The following is a 19684-nucleotide window of genomic DNA, read 5'->3' as shown; positions in this document are numbered from 1 at the left end:
CCGGCCTAGCCGACGAGAGCACCGGCTTCAACCGATGCTCCGCGCAGAAAATCGACGGCACGAAGCGGCTTGCCGCCGGCGCGCTGCACTTCGACCAGCCGGACGGCGCCATCGCCACAGGCAATCGTCAACTGGTCGTCAAGCACCGTGCCCGGCGCTCCGGAGCCGGTACCCAGCGTCGAGCGCAGGACCTTCACCCGCTCGACCTTGTCGCCAAACGTCATCTCGCACCAGGCGCCCGGGAAGGGCGACAGGCCGCGGATGTGATTGTGGACTTGCGTCGCCGGCTTGTGCCAGTCGATCCGTGTTTCGCTCTTGTCGATCTTGGCCGCGTAGGTGACGCCCTCCTCCGCCTGCGGCACGGCATCGAGCCCGCCACGCGAGGCGGCGGCAAGCGCGCGCACCATCAGATCGGCGCCGAGCCGCGCCAGCTTGTCATGCAGGTCGCCGGTGGTGATATCGGGCGCGATCGCGATCTTTTCCGCCATGGCGACGGGGCCGGTATCGAGGCCCGCTTCCATGCGCATGACCATGACGCCGGTCTCGGCATCGCCGGCCATGATGGCGCGATGGATCGGTGCGGCGCCGCGCCAGCGCGGCAGCAGCGAGGCATGCAGGTTGAGGCAGCCTTCGCGCGGCGCGTCCAGGATTGCTTGCGGCAGGATCAGGCCATAGGCGACGACGACGGCGACATCGGCATCAAGCGCGGCGAAGGCCTCCTGCTCGTCGGCGCCTTTCAGCGATTTCGGCGTGAAGACGGGAATGCCGAAGCGCTCCGCCGTCTCGTGCACGGGCGACTTGCGCTCGGCCATGCCGCGGCCGGCGGGGCGCGGCGGCTGCGAATAGACGGCGACGACCTCATGCCCCTGGCCGATGATCTCGACAAGCGTGGGCACAGAGAATTCGGGCGTGCCCATGAAGACGACGCGGAGGCTCATATCCGCCTCACATCTCGTCGGGGGTATGCGACTTGAATTCCGGCCGGACGCCCGTCTTGGACGCCTTGACGAACTTCTTGATCACCATGTCGCGCTTCAGGCGGGACAGATAGTCGATGAACAGCTTGCCATCGAGATGGTCGACTTCATGCTGCACGCAGGTGGCCAGGATGTCGTCGGCCTCGATTTCCTGCAGCTTGCCGGCGCGATCGAGATAACGCAGGCGCACGGAAGCGGGGCGTTCGACCTCGGCATAATAATCCGGGATCGACAGGCAGCCCTCTTCATAGACCGAACGCTCGTCCGAGGACGTCAGGATCTCGGGATTGATCAGGAACAGCGGCTCGGGCTTGCTGCCCTCTTCGCGGCCCGACACGTCGATGGTGACGATCCGGCGCGGCACGCCGACCTGGATCGCGGCGAGGCCGATGCCCGGCGCCTCGTACATCGTCTCCAGCATGTCGTCCATGAAGCGCAGCAGTTCGTCGTCGATGCGCTCCACCGGCTCGCTGACGAGCCTCAGCTTCGCGTCCGGCAGGGTGATGATGTCGAGTAGGGCCATGAAAACCTCAGATTGAGCCGTTTCAGATAAGAGATGCGGCGGAGTGGGTCAACGAGGAATGATGGAGGCCAAGCCCGGCTATCCGACGCGTGTTCTTGTTTTGATCTCGTCTTGGCATGCGAATCTGGTATGAAGAGGCATGCAGGATGTCCTCTTCTTCGTCGGCGACCGGCCGATCTCCGTCGCCATGCTGGTGCTGGCCGCCGCCGCGGCTGCCGTCCTGCTGCTTCTGCTCGTGCTGATCGTGGTCTGGCGCGGCATGAGCCGGCGCGACTCGGCAGAAGCCGAGCAGGCGATGCTGGGCGGCGAATTCGAGCGTCGGATCGGCGAACTGGTGCGGATCCAGAGCGAGATGACCGGCCGCATGCAGACCATGGCGGAGGTGTTCGGGTCGCGCCAATCGGAACTGCTGCACGGACTGTCCAACCGCATGGACGGGCTCGGCCACCGCATCGGGCAGACCATGGTCGAATCGACCCGCAACACGCATGAAAACCTGACCCGGCTGAACGAGCGCCTCGCCGTCATCGACACCGCGCAGCGCAACATCACCGAGCTTTCGAGCCAAGTCGTCGGGCTGCAGCACATCCTCGCCAACAAGCAGACGCGCGGCGCCTTCGGCCAGGCGCGGATGGAGGCGATCGTCCAGGACGGCCTGCCGATGGGCGGCTACCAGTTCCAGGCGACGCTCTCGAACGGCAACCGGCCGGATTGCGTCATCGCCTTCCCGAATGGCGCCGCCGGCCTCGTCGTCGACGCGAAATTTCCGCTGGAGGCCTGGAACGCGATCCGCGCCGCCGAGGGCCCCGAACTGACCCGGGCCGCCGAGGCGCAATTCCGCCGCGACGTGACCAAGCATCTGAAGGACATCGCCGAGCGCTATCTGATACCCGGCGAGACGCAGGACACGGCTTTCATGTTCGTGCCGTCGGAATCGATCTTCGCCGACGTGCATGAGCGCTTCGAGGACCTGATCCAGGCCGCGCATCGGCTCCGCATCGTCATCGTCTCGCCATCGCTGCTGATGCTGTCGATCCAGGTCGTCCAGTCGGTGCTGAAGGATGCCGGCATGCGCGAGCAGGCGCATCTGATCCAGGGCGAGGTGATGAAGCTGATGGAGGATGTCGGCCGCGTGAACGACCGCGTCCTCAAGCTGAAGACGCATTTCGACCAGGCCTCCAAGGACATCGACGACATCCTGATCTCGACCCGCAAGCTGACGGCACGGGGCGCCAAGATCGAGGCGCTAGAGTTCGGCGACGAGGGCTCGCCGGCCTATGACCGCCAGCCGGACCTGCTGGCCGGCGAATAGGCTTGGGCGGGCCATGAACACCCTGCGTGCCGCGGCCCTCTACTTCGCAGCGACCTTCGCGGCCGGGTTTGTGTTGGGCACGCTGCGCGTGCTGCTCATCGCGCCCCGATGGGGCGAGGTCGCCGCGGTCCTTCTGGAACTGCCCGTCATGCTGGGCATCGCGTGGCTCGTCTGCGGCCTCACCCTGCGCCGTTTCGGCATATCCGCCACGAACCATCGGGACATCGGCATGGGCGCGATGGCGTTCCTGTTCCTCATGGCGGCTGAATTCGCGCTTGGCATCCTCGCTTTCGGCCGCACGGCAACCGGCATCGTGGCGAGCTATGCAACGGCGGCCGGGGCTCTCGGTCTCGCCAGCCAGCTCGTTTTTGCCGCCCTCCCCGTGGTCCGGTCCCGATGGCGGCGTTTCCGGCCTCAGTAGCCGCGGCCGTCCTTCAGAAATTCGATCTCTTCCAACGTGGACTCGCGGCCGAGATCGGCGTTGCGATGCGGGAAGCGACCGAAACGGCGGATCAGGTCGCGGTGCTTCTCAGCATAGCCCACGAACGACCGATAATCCTCCTTGTCCTCCTTGTCCGCCTCGGGCACCTCGGCCAGAAGCGCCTCGTAAAGGCGGACCGAGAGATCCTGGTCAGCCAGTTCCTCGCTATGTTCGAACGGCAGATAGAGGAAGACGCGTTCGATTGGCGCGAAGCGATCCACCCCGCCCGCGATCAGCCGCCGCACCGCCGCCCGGGCGCGCGCGTCATAGGCAAAGGCGCGACCGTCGTCGCGGAAGAGATTGCGCGGGAACTGGTCTAGGAACAGGACGAAACCGATCGCGGCCGCCGGCTGCAGGCCTTCGAAGGCCCAGTCCGCGTCGGCGACGGTGTCGAGGGAATCGGCGAAGCGGGCGCGAATGGCGTCATCGGTGGCGTCGCGGCGCGAGAACCAGACCTTGACCCGCTCGGCCAGCGGCGCGACGCCGGCAACCAGGTCCTCGAACCAGAAGCGGTGCGCTTCCAGCAGAATGGCGGGATCGGGCTGTTCGGTCGGCATGGTGAGTTGTCCCCGTATGTCGCAAGTCTTTAGGCAACGCCCTCGCTCCACCCTCTCGCGCAAGCGGTCGAGGGCTTTCCGGGACTAGCCTCAGAAGGGCGTGCGGGCGCGGATGGCGGCGGCGAGCGTGCCCTCGTCGAGATAGTCGAGTTCGCCGCCGACCGGCACGCCATGCGCCAGCCGCGAAACCTTGACCGGCGTGCCGGTCAGGCGGTCGGTGATGACATGCGCCGTGGTCTGGCCGTCCACGGTCGCGTTGACCGCCAGGATCACCTCGGCGACCTCGCCAGTCGAACAGCGACGCACCAGCGAATCGATGTTGAGATCCTCAGGCCCGACACCATCGAGCGGCGACAGCGTGCCGCCCAGCACATGATAGCGCGCCCGGATCGCGCCGGCCCGCTCCAGCGCCCAAAGGTCGGAAACGTCCTCGACCACGACGATCGTCTTCTCGTCGCGCGTGACATCGGTGCAGATCGTGCAGGGATCCGCCGTATCGATGTTGCCGCAGACCGAGCAGGTAAGGATCCGCTCGGCCGCGACCGTCATCGCGCCGGCCAGCGGCACCAGCAGCTGGTCCTTCTTCTTGACGAGCGCCAGCGCCGCGCGCCGGGCCGAACGCGGCCCAAGCCCCGGCAGCCGCGCCAGCAGCTGGATCAGGTGTTCGATCTCGGGACCGGCAGTGCTGCGGGACATTTTTCTACTTGGATTTGCGGATCGAAAAGGGCGAACGCAAACGCGCTCGCCCCCTCTCCGTCAGACTAGAACGGCAGCTTCAGGCCAGCCGGCAGGCCGAGGCCGCCAGTCAGTTCTTGCATCTTGTCGGCCATGGTGCGCTCGGCCTTGGCCCGAGCGTCGGCATGGGCGGCGATGATCAGGTCTTCCAGGATCTCGACGTCTTCCGGCTTCAGCAGCGAGGGATCGATCGAGAGCTTGCGCAGGTCGCCCTTGGCGGTCATCAGAACCGTGACGAGGCCGGCGCCGGCCGAACCTTCGACTTCGATGGTTGCGACTTCGGCCTGCATGTCCTGCATCTTGGACTGCAGTTCCTTGGCCTTGCTCATCATGCCGAGAATGTCGCGCATGCGGGTTCTCCTGGTTCGAATCGTCGGAAAATGGATGGATCAGTCGTCGTCGGGATCGGGCGCTTCGTCGGGATTGTCGACCGGAACGGCCGGGGACGGCAGACCCTCGGGCTCTTCGGCGCTGCGGATCTGGATGTCGACGATCTTGGCGCCGGGAAAGCGCGACAGAACGGCCGCGACCAGCGGATCGGCGGCGGCGTCCGAGCGCGCCTTGTCCTTGGCGAAAGCGCGCGCCTCGGCAATCGTCGGCTCGGTCGCGCCCTTGCCGAGCGCCACGACCCAGCGATCGCCGGTCCAGTCGGAGAGCTTGCGGCCGAGATCCTGCGCCAGCGTACGCGGCGCATCCTCGGTCGGCTCGAATTCGAGCAGGCCGGGCTCGAAGCGGATCGGCTTGACCTGCTGTTCCAGCGCCAGCTTGAGCGGGATATCGCGCTTCAGGCCGACATAGGCGACGAGATCCTCGAAGCGCTGGAAGCGGATCGCCGGCTCGGCCTTGGCCTGCGGCGCGCTCGCGGGCTGGGCCATCGTCGCCGTGGCCGGAATGGGCGAGGTGTTGGTGATCGTGCGCATCTGGCCGATCGGTCCGCCACTCGAACCGCCCGACGCCTGCGGCGCGGATGGCGGCTGATGCGAAACCTGCGGCGTCGCGCCGCCGCCTGATGAACTGGCCGAGAAATTGCCGCTCTTCAGCAGGCGCAGCGCCTCGTCCGGCGTCGGCAGATCGGCGGCATGGGCGATGCGGATCAGCACCATGTCGGCGGCGGCCAGCGGCCGGCTCGAGCTGGAGACTTCCTCGATGCCCTTCAGCAGCATCTGCCAGGCGCGGGCCAGGACGCGCAGCGAAACGGTTTCCGCCAAGGCGCGCCCGCGAACCCGCTCGTCCTGCGGCAGGGCGGCGTCCTCAACGCTGTCCGGCACGACCTTGAAGCGAGTCACCGCATGGGTGAAAGAAGCGAGATCCTGCAGCACGACGGCGGGATCGGCGCCGATGTCATACTGTTCCTTGAGCAGCGCCAGCGCTTCCGCGATGCGGCCGCCCATCAGCGCCTCGAACAGATCGATGATGCGGGCCCGGTCGGCGAGGCCGAGCATGCCGCGGACGTCCTCGGCCGTGATGGCGCCGGCGCCATGCGCGATGGCCTGGTCGAGCAGCGACAGCGAATCGCGGGCCGACCCCTCGGCGGCACGGGCGATCATTGCCAGCGCGTCGTCGCCGATCTCGACCTGTTCCTTCTCGGTGATCGAGCGCAGAAGGCCGATCAGGCGGTCCGATTCGATCCGGCGCAGGTCGAAGCGCTGGCAGCGCGACAGGACGGTAACCGGCACCTTGCGGATTTCGGTGGTCGCGAAGATGAACTTCACATGCTCGGGCGGCTCTTCGAGCGTCTTCAGCAGGCCGTTGAAGGCCGCGCCGGACAGCATGTGCACTTCGTCGAGGATATAGACCTTGTAACGGGCCGAGACCGGCTTGTAGCGCACGGCCTCGATGATCTCGCGGATGTTGTCGATGCCGTTGTTGGAGGCGGCGTCCATCTCGAGCACGTCGACATGGCGGCCTTCCATGATCTCGGCGCAATGGACGCCGAGTTCCGGCATGTCGATGGTCGGGCGATCGACCTGTCCGGGAATGGAATAATTGAGGCCACGCGCCAGAATGCGGGCCGTCGTCGTCTTGCCGACACCGCGAACCCCGGTGAGCATGTAGGCCTGCGCGATGCGGGCGGTCTCGAAGGCGTTCTTGAGGGTGCGGACCATCGGCTCCTGGCCGACGAGGTCGTCAAAGCTGCGCGGCCGGTATTTGCGCGCAAGGACGCGGTAGGCGCCGTTCGCGCCATCCTTCGGGGTGCTGGAAAGATCGCCGCCGTCCATGCGTCGCCGCTGCCGTCCCTGCTGTTCCATTTCACGCCGCCCTCGCGGGCAAGCCTCTTCGACCTTAGCACACCCGGAGGGGCGCGCCGTCTGATCATCGAGGCTGACGCGATGGCTGGGAAAAGGTAGGAGGCTGGCACGCGACCCGTGCCGTGGCTCGTTGGGGCTGCTTCCTTCCGGACCTGACCCGATTGGCGAGTGGCTCGTCCACCACCAACCTCCCGCGGAGACATATCGTCGTTCCCGATCGAAATGGCAAGCCCGAAGCTTGATCGGGGCTATCGCGATGAAAAGGTCTATGGCGTAATCACCAGATTCATTTCGAGTCGACGCTTGTCGGCCACCCTCCGCACATCACAGCAGCACCATGACCCGCAATTTCTTTGATCGCTTGCCCCCGGTCGAGCCGAGCACGACCGTCGGCTTTTCCGGCAATACGCTCGACCGCCGCAGCGAGGCCCGCAACGAATCGACCTATGCCGCCGCGCTGGCCGATCCGAATGTGCGCGTGTTCCTGCTCCGCGGCGACGAGGCCATGATGCGCGCCGGCGGTACGTCGGAAAGCCTGTTCAGCCTGAAGGAAGCCAAGGCGCTCGGTGCGCTGATGGATGACGCCATCCTGCTCGGCTGGCAGGATTCGTCGCCCCGCATTGCCGCGATCGTCGGCAACGACACCTCGTTCGACGTCGACGCCTTCCACGCCGTGCCGCTACGGACGCTGGCGACCGCCGCCTATTCCGGCGGGATCCTGATGGACACGGTCGAGCCCGCCACGCTCGGCGCGCTTGCCCAGGCGCGGGCGCTGCTGCACTGGCATGCCTCGAACCGGCATTGCGGCCGCTGCGGCACACGCTCGATCATGGCGCAGGGCGGCTATCGCCGCGACTGCCCGAATTGCGGGCTGCAGAAGTTTCCGCGCACCGATCCGGTGGCGATCATGCTGGCCGTCGATGGCGACCGCTGCCTGATGGGCCGCCAGGCGCGTTTCGCGCCGGGCACCTATTCCTGCCTCGCCGGCTTCGTCGAACCGGGCGAGACGATCGAGGACGCGGTGCGCCGCGAGATCCAGGAAGAGGCCGGCATCCAGATCGGCCGCGTCGCCTATCATGCCAGCCAGCCCTGGCCGTTCCCGATGTCGCTGATGATCGGCTGCATCGCCGAGGCGACCTCGACCGACATCGTGCCGGACACGGAAGAACTTGAGGATTGCCGCTGGTTCTCGCGCGACGAGACGCGCTCGATGCTGGACGGCGACCATCCGGACGGCCTCTCGACGCCGCCGCGCATGGCGATCGCGCACACGCTGATCCGCGCCTGGGTCGAGGCCGGCTAAGGCCTCAGTCCGATTCCTTCACCTCTCCCGGCGGGAGAGGTGAAGAGAACGAAGTCTCTATGATCCGCTATTTCGGCTCGACGACGTCGGCGCGGAAGGTCGCGGCCGGATAGACGCCCAGGATCCGCATCTCGGCCGAGAAGAAGGCAAGTTCCTCCAGCGCGTGAGCGAGGCCGACATCCTGCGGATGGCCCTCGACATCGACATAGAATCGCGTCGCCGAGAAGCGGCCGTCGAGCTGGTAGCTCTCCAGCTTGGTCATGTTGATGCCGTTGGTGGCGAAGCCGCCCAGCGCCTTGTACAACGCGGCCGGAATGTTGCGGACGCGGAAGACGAAGGTGGTGATGACCGGCCCGTTGCCGAAGGCCGCGTGTTGCGGCTCGCGCGACAGGATGACGAACCGCGTCGTGTTGTGAGCGGCGTCCTCGACGTTCTCGGCCAGGATGTCGAGGCCGTAGATCTCCGCGGCGAAGCGGGGCGCGAGGGCGGCGCGGGTGAGATCGTCGGTTTCCGAGATGATGCGGGCAGCCCCCGCCGTGTCGCCCGCGACGACGGCGCGATAGCCATGTTCGCGCATGATGCGGCGGCACTGGCCGAGCGCATGGACGTGGCTTTCGACCGTCTTGATCGTCTTGAGCGTCGCGCCCTTCACCGCCATCAGCTGGAAGCGAATCGGCAGGAAATACTCGCCGATGATGTGCAGGCCCGAATCCGGCAGCAGATGGTGGATATCGGCGACGCGGCCGGCGAGCGAGTTCTCGATCGGGATCATGGCGAGGTCGACGTCGCCGCGCGAGATCGCCTGGAAGCAATCCTCGAAAGTCGGAGCCGGCACGGCCTCATAGTCGGGATAGACGTCGGCGCAGGCGATATGGGAGTTGGCGCCAGGCTCGCCCTGGAACACGATCTTCTTCATGCGATTGAGACTTCTGTTCAAGATTGCCGGTTCTAGCGACCGGACCCGCGGGAGGCCGCCAGCAGGCGGCGCGCCCTTTCGAGATCGGCGGGAGTATCAACACCGAGCGGCACGGCGTCAACGAGCGCCACGTCGATGCGCATGCCGGCCTCGAGCGCGCGCAGCTGCTCCAGCTTTTCGCGCTTTTCCAGTACCGAGGGCGGCAGCGCGACATAGCGGTCAAGCGCGGAACGGCGATAGGCGTAGAGCCCGATATGGTGCAGCAGCGGCCCTTCGCCCCAGGGCGCCGTGGCGCGGGTGAAATAGAGCGCCCGCAGGCGGTTCGCGTCGATCGGCGAGCCGACGATCTTGACCACATTCGGATTGGTGCGCTCCTCCTCGCGGTCGATCAGCGCCGCGATGGTGGCGATGTCGACGGCCGAATCAGCGAGCGGCGCGAAGCAGGCGGCGATCGAGGCCGGCTCGATCGTCGGCAGGTCGCCCTGAACGTTGACGATGACGTCATAATGCCGGGCCGAATCGACCAGGCCAGCCGCCTCATGAATGCGCGCCGAACCGTTCTCGTGATCGGCGCGGGTGAGCACCGCCTCGCCGCCCGCGCCGCGCACGGCGGCGGCGATATCGACGTCATCCGTCGCCACGACCACGGGTCCGATCTGCGCCTCGCTCGCCCGGCGCCAGACATGGACGATCATCGGAACGCCGTGAATATCGGCCAAAGGCTTGCCCGGCAGCCGCGTCGCCGCCATGCGGGCGGGGATAAGCACCAGGGCCTCGGAGGCGGAAGGCATCAGGTTTTCCTCGATTATTGCCCGGCTCCGGGCATGTAGGTGTCAAAACGTCTCAATCTGGAAGCGTTCATACGTATTGCACCCAACACTGGAAAGCTTGTAGTTTCCGCGCCACATGCGGGGGAGATGGCGCCAAGGGGCAGCCGGTTCCCATAGCCTATTTGAAGCGCCTGGGGCCAAGACCGATGGATTCATTCGAACTTAATAAGATTCTCGGCGCGATCCTGTTCACGCTTCTGGTGGTGATGTCGCTGAGCATCTTCTCGGGAGTGATCTATTCGCCGGCCGTTCCGGAGAAGCCCGGCTTCGTCATCGAAGTGGCCGAGGAATCGTCCGAGGGTGGCGCGGCCCCGGCCGTGGCGCAGGATCCGCCGATCGCCGTCCTGCTGGCCAGCGCCAAGGTCGATGCGGGCGAAGCCGTCGCCAAGAAGTGCGGCGCCTGCCACAACTTCGTCGAGGGCGCCGGCGCCAAGGTCGGCCCGGATCTGTACAATGTCGTCGACCGCGGCATCGGCTCCGTCGAAGGCTTCAAGTATTCCGCTCCGCTTCAGGCCGCGCATGACGAAGGCAAGAAGTGGACCTATGAGCACCTCTACCACTTCCTGAAGAACCCGAAGGCCGACATGCCGGGTACGGCGATGGGATTTGCCGGCCTGCCGAAGCCCGAGGATCGCGCCAACCTGATCGCCTATCTGCGCACGCTGGCGCATGAGCCGGTCCCGCTGCCGGCACCGGAAGCCGCCGCTCCGGCCGAGGCAACGCCCGCCGAAGTGGCGCCGGCCCCGTCCGACGCGACGCCTTCGCCCGGTTCCGCTCCGTCCACCCCGGCTCCCGCCGCCGAGCCTGCTCCGGCAGCCCCGGCCGCAGAGCCCGCCCCGGCCCCTGCAGAACCCGCTCCGGCGACGCCGGCACCGTCCGCCACGCCGACCGAGCCCCCTCCGGCAGCTCCGGCCACCGAGGCGCCGACGAAGGAGCCTGCCCCGGCTACCCCGGCTCCGGCCGAACAGCCCGCGGCGCCCTAAGGGCCTGCGCATCCTGCGACAATTTCGAAAGGCCGGAGATCACTCTCCGGCCTTTTTCTATTGCCAAGTCGGTTGCATGGGATCACGCGGCAGTTGCCCTTCGCGCGATCCGCCTTAGTAATGAGCGTAGTCAGCCGGAGAATCGCGCCCATGAAGTTCGTTGCCGCCGCCCTGCTCAGCCTGTCGCTCCTGCTGCCCGCGGCAGCCAGCGCGAAAGCGGACGAGGTCTGGCGCGCATCGACCTCTCTCATCGGCAAGCCGAAATACGAAGACGGCTTCAAGCACTACGACTACGTCAACCCTGACGCCCCCAAGGGCGGCACGCTGAACCAGGCGGCCGTCGGCACCTTCGACAGCCTGAACCCCTATATCGTCCAGGGCAGCCCGGCGGCGGGATTCGCGGCGTTTGGCGGCGGGCTGCTCTACGACACGCTGATGGAGCAGGCGACCGACCAGGCCGGCACCAATTATGGCCTGCTCGCCGAGGCGATCAGCTATCCCGACGATTTCGCCTGGGCCAAGTTTCGCCTGAACCCGAAGGCGCGCTGGCATGACGGCAAGCCGGTCACGCCGGAGGACGTCATCTGGTCGTACGAGACGCTGAAGGCCCAGAGCCCGATGTACAACAAGTACTACGCCAATGTCGTGAAGGCGGAGATCACGGGCGATCGGGAAGTGACCTTCACCTTCGACAAGCCGGGCAATCGCGAGTTGCCGAACATCATGGGCGACCTCGCCGTGCTGCCGAAGCACTGGTGGGAGGGCACCGACGCCAGCGGCAAGAAGCGCGACATCTCGAAGTCGACGCTGGAAGTTCCGCTGGGCTCCGGCGCCTATCAGATCGACTCCGTGGCTCCCGGCCGCCAGATCGTCTGGAAGCGCGTGCCGCATTATTGGGGCAAGGACCTGCCGACCCAGGTCGGCCGCAACAATTTCGATCGGATCAAGGTCGACTACTACCGGGATCCGAATGCATCCTGGGAGGCCTTCAAGAAGGGCGGCCTCGACGATTACCGGCTGGAAAACCGCATCGGGCGCTGGATGACGGAGTATAATTTCGACGCCGTGAAGAGTGGCAAGGTGGTGCAGCGCTCGTTCCCGCTGGCCTCCTCGGGCCGCATGCAGGGCTATGTGCTCAACCAGCGCCGCGACAAGTTCCAGGATCCGCGCGTCCGCCAGGCGCTCAACTACGTCTTCGATTTCGAGACGATGAACCGGACCCTGTTCTTCGACAAATACAAGCGCATCGAGAGCTATTTCGCCGGCATCGACTTGGCCTCCAGTGGCCTGCCGGAAGGCAAGGAACTGGAGATCCTGGAGACGGTGCGCGACAAGGTCCCGCCAGAGGTCTTCACCACGCCGTTCAAGCTGCCGGTCAACGACACGCCGCAGGCATTCCGCGACAATCTTCGCAAGGCGCTGGCGCTGTTCCAGGAAGCCGGCTGGGAACTCAAGGGCAACAAGCTGGTCAATGCGAAGACGGGCCAGCCCTTCACCATCGAGTTCCTGGAGAGCGATCCGTCGTTCGAGCGCGTGGTCGCGCCCTATATCCAGAACCTGAAGCGCATCGGCATCGACGCCACCCTGCGCGTCGTCGATACCGCGCAATATGTCGCCCGCGTCAATGATTTCGACTTCGACGTCGTCTCGACGGTGATCGCGCAATCGCATTCGCCCGGCAACGAGCAGCGCGAAATGTGGGGATCGGCTGCTGCGAAGACGCCCGGCAGCCGCAACCTAATGGGCATCCAGAACCCCGCCGTCGACGCGCTGATCGACCGCGTCGTCTTCGCCACCAACCGGGACGACCTGGTCGCCGCCACCCACGCGCTCGATCGCGTGCTGCTCTGGAATTATTACGTCGTGCCGCAATGGTTCAGCGACACCATCAACGTCGCCTATTGGAACAAGTTCGGGATCCCGGAAAAGCAGCCCGAATATGTCGGCATCGACACCTATTCCTGGTGGGTCGATCCGGCCAAGGAAGCGGCCCTGGGGGCCAAGCCTTGAGCGAACGCCCTTCGCCCGAACCGCGCCGCGCATCGTCCATCACGCGCCGTACCTTGCTGGGCGGCGCGGCCGTCGGCGCCGCCCTGCCGATCCTCGGCCTGTCGCCGCTCCGCGCAGCCGCCGCCGAAGCGACCCGTTCGCACGGACTCTCCGTGTTCGGCGATCTCAAATATCCCGCTGATTTCAAGCGGTTCGACTATCTGAACCCGGCAGCGCCAAAAGGCGGCAGCTTCATCTTCGCCGCGCCGAACTGGTACTACAATCAGAACGCCTACACCTTCAACACGCTGAACGGCTACACCTTCCGGGGCGACGCGCCGCCGCGCATCGAGCTTTGCTTCGACACGCTGATGGCATCGGCATCCGATGAACCCGGCTCCGCCTACGGACTCATCGCCGAAAGCGTCACCATCTCGGAAGATCGCAACACCTATGCGTTCCGCCTGCGCGACGGCGTCAAATTCAACGATGGCTCGGCGCTGACGGCAGACGATGTCGTCTTCTCGCTGCAGACGCTGAAGGAAAAGGGCCATCCCGACATCTCGCAATCGATCCGCGAGATGGTTTCGGTGACGGCCGAAGGCCCGCGCGACGTTACGATCGTGTTTTCCGGCAAGCAGAACCGCAAGGTGCCGCTGATCGTCGCCTCGACGCTGCCGATCTTCTCAAAGGCCTATTTCGCCGGCCGCGATTTCGAAGCCTCGACCATGGACCCGCCGCTTGGCTCCGGGCCCTACCGCGTCGGCAAGATCAGCGCGGGACGCTCGATCGAATATCAGCGCGTCGCCGATTATTGGGGCAAGGACCTGCCGGTCACCGCCGGCGCCTTCAACTTCGACCGCATCCAGGTCGAATTCTACCAGGATGACGAGGTGCAGTTTCAGGCCTTCGCCAAGGGCGAATTGCTGTTCCGCGAGGAACCCTCGTCCAAGACCTGGGCGACGGGCTATGACTTCCCGGCCGCCCGGGATGGGCGCGTGCACAAGCCATCCTTCGCGGCGGAGCGCCGGCCGGACATGTATGGCTGGTTCTTCAATCTGCGCCGCGCCAAGTTCGCCGATCCACGCACCCGCCAGGCCATCGGCATGGCGCTCGATTTCCCCTGGACCAACAAGAACCTGTTCTTCGGGCTTTATGTCCGCTCGACGTCGTTCTTCGAGATGTCGGATTTCGCCGCGGTCGGCGAGCCCGGCCCGCAAGAACTGGCGCTTCTCGAGCCATATCGCGACCAGCTGCCGGCCGAAGTCTTCGGCCCGGCCGTGATGCCGCCGGAGGCCGATGGCAGCGGACGGGACCGCAAGCTGCTGCGGCAGGCGACGACCCTGCTGGCCGACGCCGGCTGGAAGCGACAGGGCAATGACCTGGTCAACGCCGCCGGCGAACGGCTGACACTGGAATTCCTGATCCAGTCGCAGGCCTTTGAACGCGTCCTGTCGCCGCTGATCGCCAATCTGAAGGCGATCGGCATCAACAGCTCGATGCGGATGGTCGACGCCGCACAGTATCAGAGCCGCAAGAACGCATTCGATTTCGACGTCATGGCGCAGCGGATCATGTTCGACGCCACGCCGATCGATGGCATCGAGCAGATCTTCGGGTCTGCGGCCGCCGATATTCCCAGCGGATCCAATCTGGCGGGGTTGAAGAATCCCGTTGTCGACGCGTTGGTAGCCCAGGCCGCGAACGTCAGGGACCGCGCCGAACTGGTGACATTGATGCGCGCACTGGACCGCGTGCTCCGATCCCTGCATATCTGGTTTCCGGCCTGGCTTTCGACGGCGCATCGCGTTGCCATCTGGGATAAGTTCGGCTGGCCGGAGACAAAGCCCGACTATGGCTTTTCCCCGGAAACGACATGGTGGCAGGACGAGGCCAAGGCGATCGCCATCGGCAAAGCCGGCTAGGGCGGGAGACAGATGGCAGCCTATATTTTCCGACGCATTCTGCTGATGATCCCGACGATCTTCGGCATCATGGCGATCAGTTTCATCATCGTGCAGTTCGCGCCCGGCGGGCCGGTCGAGCGCGTCATCGCGCAGCTGCAGGGTAACGACGTCTCGGCGACCAGCCGGATCGGCGGCGGCGGTGGTGCCGATGCCGGCATGGGCGGTCAGGACCGGACGCTCGGGAGCGCGCCCGTTTCATCCAAATATCGCGGCGCGCAGGGCCTTGATCCGGAGTTCATCGCGAAGCTCGAGAAGCAGTTCGGTTTCGACAAGCCGCCGCTGGAACGCTTCGGCCTGATGCTCTGGAATTACATCCGCTTCGATTTCGGGCAGAGCTATTTCCGCGACATCAGCGTGCTGGAGTTGATCAAGGAGAAGATGCCGGTCTCGATCTCGCTCGGGCTCTGGATGACGCTGATCTCCTATGGCATCTCGATACCGCTCGGCGTCGCCAAGGCAGTGCGCGACGGCGCCCGCTTCGACGTCTGGACCTCGGCGGTGATCGTGGTCGGCTATGCGATTCCCGGCTTCCTGTTCGCGATCCTGCTGGTGGTGCTGTTCGCCGGAGGCAGTTTCTTCGACTGGTTCCCGCTACGTGGCCTGACTTCGGACAATTTCGCCAGCCTGTCGCTCGGCGGCAAGATCGTCGACTATTTCTGGCACATCACCTTGCCGATCATCGCCATGTCGCTGTCGGCCTTCGCGACAACGACGCTGCTGACCAAGAACTCGTTCCTCGACGAGATCCGCAAGCAATATGTCGTCACCGCACGCGCCAAGGGCCTTTCGGAGCGCAAGGTGCTCTACGGCCATGTGTTCCGCAACGCGATGCTGATCGTCATCGCCGGCTTCCCCGGGGCCTTCATCTCGGCCTTCTTCGCCGGGTCGCTGCTGATCGAGACGATCTTCTCGCTGGACGGGCTCGGCCTGCTCGGCTTCGAATCCGTCATCAACCGCGACTATCCGGTGGTGTTCGCAACCCTGTTCATCTTCTCGCTGATGGGCCTCGTGATCGGCCTGCTCTCCGACTTGACCTACACCTGGATCGATCCGCGCATCGATTTCGAACGGCGGGATGTCTGACGTGACCGATGTCTCCATACAAGCCCGCGAGATCGAGCCGCGCCGGCTGGCTCTGTCGCCGCTCAACCTTCGCCGCTGGCGCAATTTCAAGGCGCATCGGCGCGGATACTGGTCGCTCTGGCTGTTCCTGGCGCTGTTCGGGCTGACGCTGGCCTCCAACTTCATCGCCAATGACCGGCCGCTGCTCGCCTCCTACAAGGGCGAATTGCTGCTGCCGGTGTTTGCCGATTATCCCGAGGAGAAATTCGGCGGCTTCCTGGCGACGACCAATTTCCGCGATCCCTTCATCCAGGAAGAGATCAACGCCAATGGCTGGATGATCTGGCCGCCGATCCGCTACTCGTTCGACACCGTCAACAACGACATGGCGACCCCGGCGCCGGCCCCGCCCTGGTGGATGATCCCCAAGGAAGATCGCTGCCGCGCCTATCCGCTCGGCGACGCCGACCCCAACTGCACGCTGGGCAATTTCAACTGGATGGGCACGGACGACCAGGGCCGGGACGTGGTTTCGCGCCTGCTCTATGGCGTGCGCCTGTCGGTGCTGTTCGGTCTGGTGCTGACGGTGGTCTCCTCGGCGGTCGGCATTCTCGCCGGCGCGGTGCAGGGCTATTTCGGCGGCTGGCTCGACCTGATCTTCCAGCGCTTCATCGATATCTGGACCTCGCTCCCCGAGCTCTACATCCTGCTGATCATGGCCTCGATCCTGGTGCCCAGCTTCTGGGTGCTGCTCGGCATCCTGCTGCTCTTCTCCTGGGTGCGGCTGGTCGGATTGGTGCGCGCCGAATTCCTGCGCGCGCGAAACTTCGAATATGTCCGCGCGGCGCGGGCGCTGGGCGTCAAGAACCGCACCATCATCGTCCGCCACGTCCTGCCCAACGCGATGGTGGCGACGCTGACCTTCCTGCCCTTCATCCTGAACGGCTCGATCACGACGCTGACCTCGCTCGATTTCCTCGGCTTCGGCCTGCCGCCCGGCTCGCCGTCGCTTGGCGAACTCCTGGCGCAGGGCAAGAACAACCTGCAGGCGCCATGGCTTGGCCTGACCGGCTTCGTCGTCATCTCGGTGATCCTGAGCCTGCTGGTGTTCATCGGCGAGGCCGTGCGCGACGCCTTCGACCCCAGAAAGACGTTCGGCTGACAGAATGGACAAGACCATGACAGCCGAGACAGGCAACACCGCATCGGGCAAGCCCCCGCTCCTCGCCATCGAGGACCTTTCTGTCCACTTCCTGCAGGGCGAGACGCGCACGATCGCCGTCGACCGGATCTCGTTTACCGTCGGGCGCGGCGAAACCGTCGCCTTGGTCGGCGAATCCGGCTCCGGCAAGTCGGTGACGGCCCTCTCCGTGCTGAAACTGCTGCCCTACCCCTCGGCCGAGCATCCGACCGGCAAGATCCTGTTCGAGGGCAAGGACCTCCTGACAGTCAGCGACCGCGAACTGCGCAAGGTTCGCGGCAACGACGTCACGATGATCTTCCAGGAGCCGATGAGCTCGCTCAATCCGCTGCATACGATCTCGCAGCAGATCGGCGAGATCCTCAAGATCCATCGCGGCCTTTCCGGCAAGGCGGCCGAGAAGCGCATTCTCGAACTGCTGGCCGAGGTCGGCATCCGCGACGCCGAGAAGCGCCTCAACGCCTATCCGCACCAGCTTTCGGGCGGCCAGCGGCAGCGCGTCATGATCGCCATGGCGCTCGCCAACGAGCCGGACCTGCTGATCGCCGACGAGCCGACCACGGCGCTCGACGTCACCGTGCAGGCGCAGATCCTGAAGCTGCTCAAGGAAATCCAGACCCGCACCGGCATGGCGCTGCTGTTCATCACCCATGACCTCGGCATCGTGCGCAAGATCGCCGACCGGGTCTGCGTGATGACCAAGGGCAAGATCGTCGAACAGGGGCCGACCAAGGAACTGTTCGCGCATCCGCAGCACAGCTATACCAAGCACCTGCTGGCTGCCGAACCCAAGGGCGCCCCGCCGCCGGCCGACGAGACGGCGCCGGTGGTGATGGAGGCGCATGACCTTAAGGTCTGGTTCCCGATCAAGCGCGGCATCTTCCGGCGCACGGTCGACAACATCAAGGCGGTCGACGGCATCGACGTCGCCGTCCGGCGCGGCCAGACGCTGGGCGTGGTGGGCGAATCCGGCTCCGGCAAGACGACGCTCGGCCTCGCCATGATGCGGCTGATCAGTTCCAAGGGCGCGATCGACTTCAAGGGCGAGCGCATCGACGGCCGCGGCTTCCAGGCGATGCGCCCGCTGCGCCGGCACATGCAGATCGTCTTCCAGGACCCGTTCGGCTCGCTCAGCCCGCGCATGTCGGTGGGCGAGATCGTCGCCGAGGGGCTTCGCGTGCACGAGCCACAGCTTTCCTTCCGCGAGCGCGAACGAAAAGTGGCGCAGGGGCTGGAGGAAGTGGGCCTCGACCCGGCCACCCGCCACCGCTACCCGCATGAATTCTCCGGCGGCCAGCGCCAGCGCATCGCCATTGCCCGCGCCATGGTGCTGGAGCCGCAATTCGTCATGCTCGACGAGCCGACCTCGGCCCTCGACATGTCGGTGCAGGCGCAGGTCGTGGACCTCTTGCGCGACCTGCAGAAGCGGCATGGCCTCGCCTATCTGTTCATCAGCCACGATTTGAAGGTGGTGCGGGCGCTCGCCAACGAGGTCGTCGTCATGCGCGGCGGCAAGGTGGTCGAGCGCGGCACGTCGGAACAGATCTTCACCGCTCCCGAGACCGACTATACCCGCGCCCTGATCGCAGCCGCCTTCTCGATCGAGACGGCCCCGGAAGGCATCGTTTCGCAATGACCGAGAAGACCGTTCTGCCCGGCGTCCTGATCGCCTCGGGCAATTGGGCGCCCGAGCCATGGGCGGTCCCGTTCGCCAGCGAGCCGGATCGGCCCGTGGCCATCTGGCCCGACGTGCCGGACCGCGCGGCGATCCATTATGTACTGGCCTGGCGCCCGCCGGCCGAAGCCTTCGCCAATCTGCCGAACCTCAAGGCCGTGTTCTCGCTCGGCGCCGGTGTCGACCATGTCGTCGGCAATGCCGCGCTGCCCGACGTGCCGATCGTGCGCGTCGTCGACCCGGACCTGACTACCCGCATGACCGAATGGGTGACGCTGCAGGTGCTGCTGCACCACCGCCAGCATCTCGCCTATGCGCGCCAGCAGGCGGCGCATCAATGGCGCGAACTCCGCCAGCCGGTCGCCAACGACGTGCGCGTCGGCATCATGGGCCTTGGCGAACTGGGCCGCGACGCGGCCGCGGTGCTCGCCCGGCTCGGCTTTCAAGTCGCCGGCTGGAGCCGCTCGGCCAAGTCCATTCCTGACATCGAGACCTTCCATGGCGAGGACGGGCTGACGGCGTTTCTCGGCCGCACCGACATTCTCGTCGTGCTCGTGCCGCTGACGGCGGATACGCGCGGCATTCTCGACGCCTCGGTGTTCGACCGGCTCGCCAGGGATGGCGCCCTGGGCGGGGCGGTGCTGATCAATGGCGGTCGCGGCGGGCTTCAGGTCGAGGCCGACATTCTGGCGGCCCTCGACGACGGCCGGCTGATCGGCGCCAGCCTCGACGTGTTCGAACCGGAGCCGCTCGGCCCCGACAGCCCGTTCTGGGATCACCCGCGCGTCGTGTTGACGCCGCATGTCGCGGCCTCGAGCGAGGCCAGCGTGCTGGCCGACGGCATCCACCGCCAGATCCTCGACTTCGAGGCGGGAAAGCCGCTGGCCAATCTGGTGGATGTTTCCCGCGGCTACTGACGCGTCT

The 19684-nt window shown here is 65.8% G+C and carries 18 protein-coding genes and 1 other RNA gene; 10 read left to right on the top strand and 9 right to left on the bottom strand.

Annotation, left to right across the window (positions count from 1 at the left end; translation table 11 throughout):
• Nucleotides 1-5: 5 nt before the first annotated feature.
• Entirely contained in the window at nt 6-938 is a 933-nt protein-coding gene (fmt, locus tag ACHMWQ_RS04910) for a methionyl-tRNA formyltransferase (protein WP_396306599.1), read from the bottom strand.
• Between the two features lie 7 nt (nt 939-945).
• On the bottom strand, nt 946-1500 hold the full coding sequence (def, locus tag ACHMWQ_RS04905; RefSeq protein ID WP_396306598.1) for a peptide deformylase: 555 nt from the start codon (nt 1498-1500) through the stop codon (nt 946-948).
• A gap of 139 nt (nt 1501-1639) precedes the next feature.
• Between def and ACHMWQ_RS04900 the strand changes: the two genes are divergently transcribed.
• Nucleotides 1640-2812, top strand: coding sequence for a DNA recombination protein RmuC (locus ACHMWQ_RS04900; protein WP_396306597.1), 1173 nt, complete (start codon nt 1640-1642; stop codon nt 2810-2812).
• Nucleotides 2813-2825: 13 nt separating this feature from the next.
• Nucleotides 2826-3233, top strand: coding sequence for a hypothetical protein (locus ACHMWQ_RS04895; protein WP_396306596.1), 408 nt, complete (start codon nt 2826-2828; stop codon nt 3231-3233).
• On the opposite strand, the gene ACHMWQ_RS04890 is transcribed toward ACHMWQ_RS04895, so the two are convergent.
• From ACHMWQ_RS04890 to ffs, 5 genes are all read right to left on the bottom strand, one after another.
• A complete protein-coding gene (locus tag ACHMWQ_RS04890) occupies nt 3227-3850 on the bottom strand; it encodes a DUF924 family protein (protein WP_396306595.1) in 624 nt (207 codons plus the stop codon). The genes ACHMWQ_RS04895 and ACHMWQ_RS04890 overlap by 7 nt on opposite strands.
• A 90-nt stretch (nt 3851-3940) precedes the next feature.
• A complete protein-coding gene (recR, locus tag ACHMWQ_RS04885; protein WP_396306594.1) occupies nt 3941-4546 on the bottom strand; it encodes a recombination mediator RecR in 606 nt (201 codons plus the stop codon).
• A 65-nt stretch (nt 4547-4611) separates the two neighbouring features.
• Nucleotides 4612-4935 (bottom strand): YbaB/EbfC family nucleoid-associated protein, encoded by a 324-nt coding sequence (locus ACHMWQ_RS04880; RefSeq protein WP_354553397.1) that lies wholly within the window; start codon nt 4933-4935, stop codon nt 4612-4614.
• A gap of 39 nt (nt 4936-4974) precedes the next feature.
• A complete protein-coding gene (locus tag ACHMWQ_RS04875) occupies nt 4975-6804 on the bottom strand; it encodes a DNA polymerase III subunit gamma/tau (protein WP_396309388.1) in 1830 nt (609 codons plus the stop codon).
• A gap of 127 nt (nt 6805-6931) precedes the next feature.
• Nucleotides 6932-7024: signal recognition particle sRNA small type (gene ffs / locus ACHMWQ_RS04870), an RNA gene on the bottom strand.
• 147 nt (nt 7025-7171) lie between these two features.
• Between ffs and nudC the strand changes: the two genes are divergently transcribed.
• Complete coding sequence (nudC, locus tag ACHMWQ_RS04865; protein WP_396306593.1) at nt 7172-8137, top strand: NAD(+) diphosphatase; 966 nt, start codon at nt 7172-7174, stop codon at nt 8135-8137.
• Between the two features lie 67 nt (nt 8138-8204).
• Here nudC and ACHMWQ_RS04860 read toward each other — a convergent pair whose 3' ends face one another.
• A complete protein-coding gene (locus ACHMWQ_RS04860; RefSeq protein ID WP_396306592.1) occupies nt 8205-9053 on the bottom strand; it encodes a prephenate dehydratase in 849 nt (282 codons plus the stop codon).
• Nucleotides 9054-9085: 32 nt separating this feature from the next.
• Nucleotides 9086-9844 carry a 3-deoxy-manno-octulosonate cytidylyltransferase gene (locus tag ACHMWQ_RS04855; protein ID WP_396306591.1) on the bottom strand — a complete coding sequence of 253 codons (759 nt, stop codon included), beginning with the start codon at nt 9842-9844 and terminating at the stop codon, nt 9086-9088.
• Nucleotides 9845-10029: 185 nt separating this feature from the next.
• Between ACHMWQ_RS04855 and ACHMWQ_RS04850 the strand changes: the two genes are divergently transcribed.
• The 7 genes from ACHMWQ_RS04850 to ACHMWQ_RS04820 all read left to right on the top strand — a co-directional run bounded on the left by ACHMWQ_RS04850 (nt 10030) and on the right by ACHMWQ_RS04820 (nt 19677).
• The gene (locus ACHMWQ_RS04850) at nt 10030-10866 is read left to right on the top strand and encodes a c-type cytochrome (RefSeq protein WP_396306590.1); all 837 of its coding nucleotides are present in this window, start codon (nt 10030-10032) and stop codon (nt 10864-10866) included.
• A gap of 150 nt (nt 10867-11016) precedes the next feature.
• Complete coding sequence (locus ACHMWQ_RS04845; RefSeq protein WP_396306589.1) at nt 11017-12876, top strand: extracellular solute-binding protein; 1860 nt, start codon at nt 11017-11019, stop codon at nt 12874-12876.
• Entirely contained in the window at nt 12873-14780 is a 1908-nt protein-coding gene (locus ACHMWQ_RS04840) for an extracellular solute-binding protein (RefSeq protein ID WP_396306588.1), read from the top strand. The genes ACHMWQ_RS04845 and ACHMWQ_RS04840 overlap by 4 nt, the downstream gene beginning before the upstream one ends.
• Nucleotides 14781-14792: 12 nt before the next feature.
• A complete protein-coding gene (locus tag ACHMWQ_RS04835) occupies nt 14793-15905 on the top strand; it encodes a microcin C ABC transporter permease YejB (RefSeq protein ID WP_354553390.1) in 1113 nt (370 codons plus the stop codon).
• The gene (locus tag ACHMWQ_RS04830) at nt 15898-17046 is read left to right on the top strand and encodes an ABC transporter permease (RefSeq protein WP_396306587.1); all 1149 of its coding nucleotides are present in this window, start codon (nt 15898-15900) and stop codon (nt 17044-17046) included. Before ACHMWQ_RS04835 ends, ACHMWQ_RS04830 begins: the two co-directional genes overlap by 8 nt.
• Before the next feature lie 16 nt (nt 17047-17062).
• Nucleotides 17063-18721 carry an ABC transporter ATP-binding protein gene (locus ACHMWQ_RS04825; protein ID WP_396306586.1) on the top strand — a complete coding sequence of 553 codons (1659 nt, stop codon included), beginning with the start codon at nt 17063-17065 and terminating at the stop codon, nt 18719-18721.
• Nucleotides 18718-19677, top strand: coding sequence for a 2-hydroxyacid dehydrogenase (locus ACHMWQ_RS04820; RefSeq protein WP_396306585.1), 960 nt, complete (start codon nt 18718-18720; stop codon nt 19675-19677). Before ACHMWQ_RS04825 ends, ACHMWQ_RS04820 begins: the two co-directional genes overlap by 4 nt.
• Nucleotides 19678-19684: the final 7 nt, after the last annotated feature.

The organism is Kaistia sp. UC242_56, assembly GCF_044452255.1.
Classification (GTDB): domain Bacteria; phylum Pseudomonadota; class Alphaproteobacteria; order Rhizobiales; family Kaistiaceae; genus Kaistia; species Kaistia defluvii_A.
This window is presented reverse-complemented; position numbering and strand designations above follow the sequence as displayed.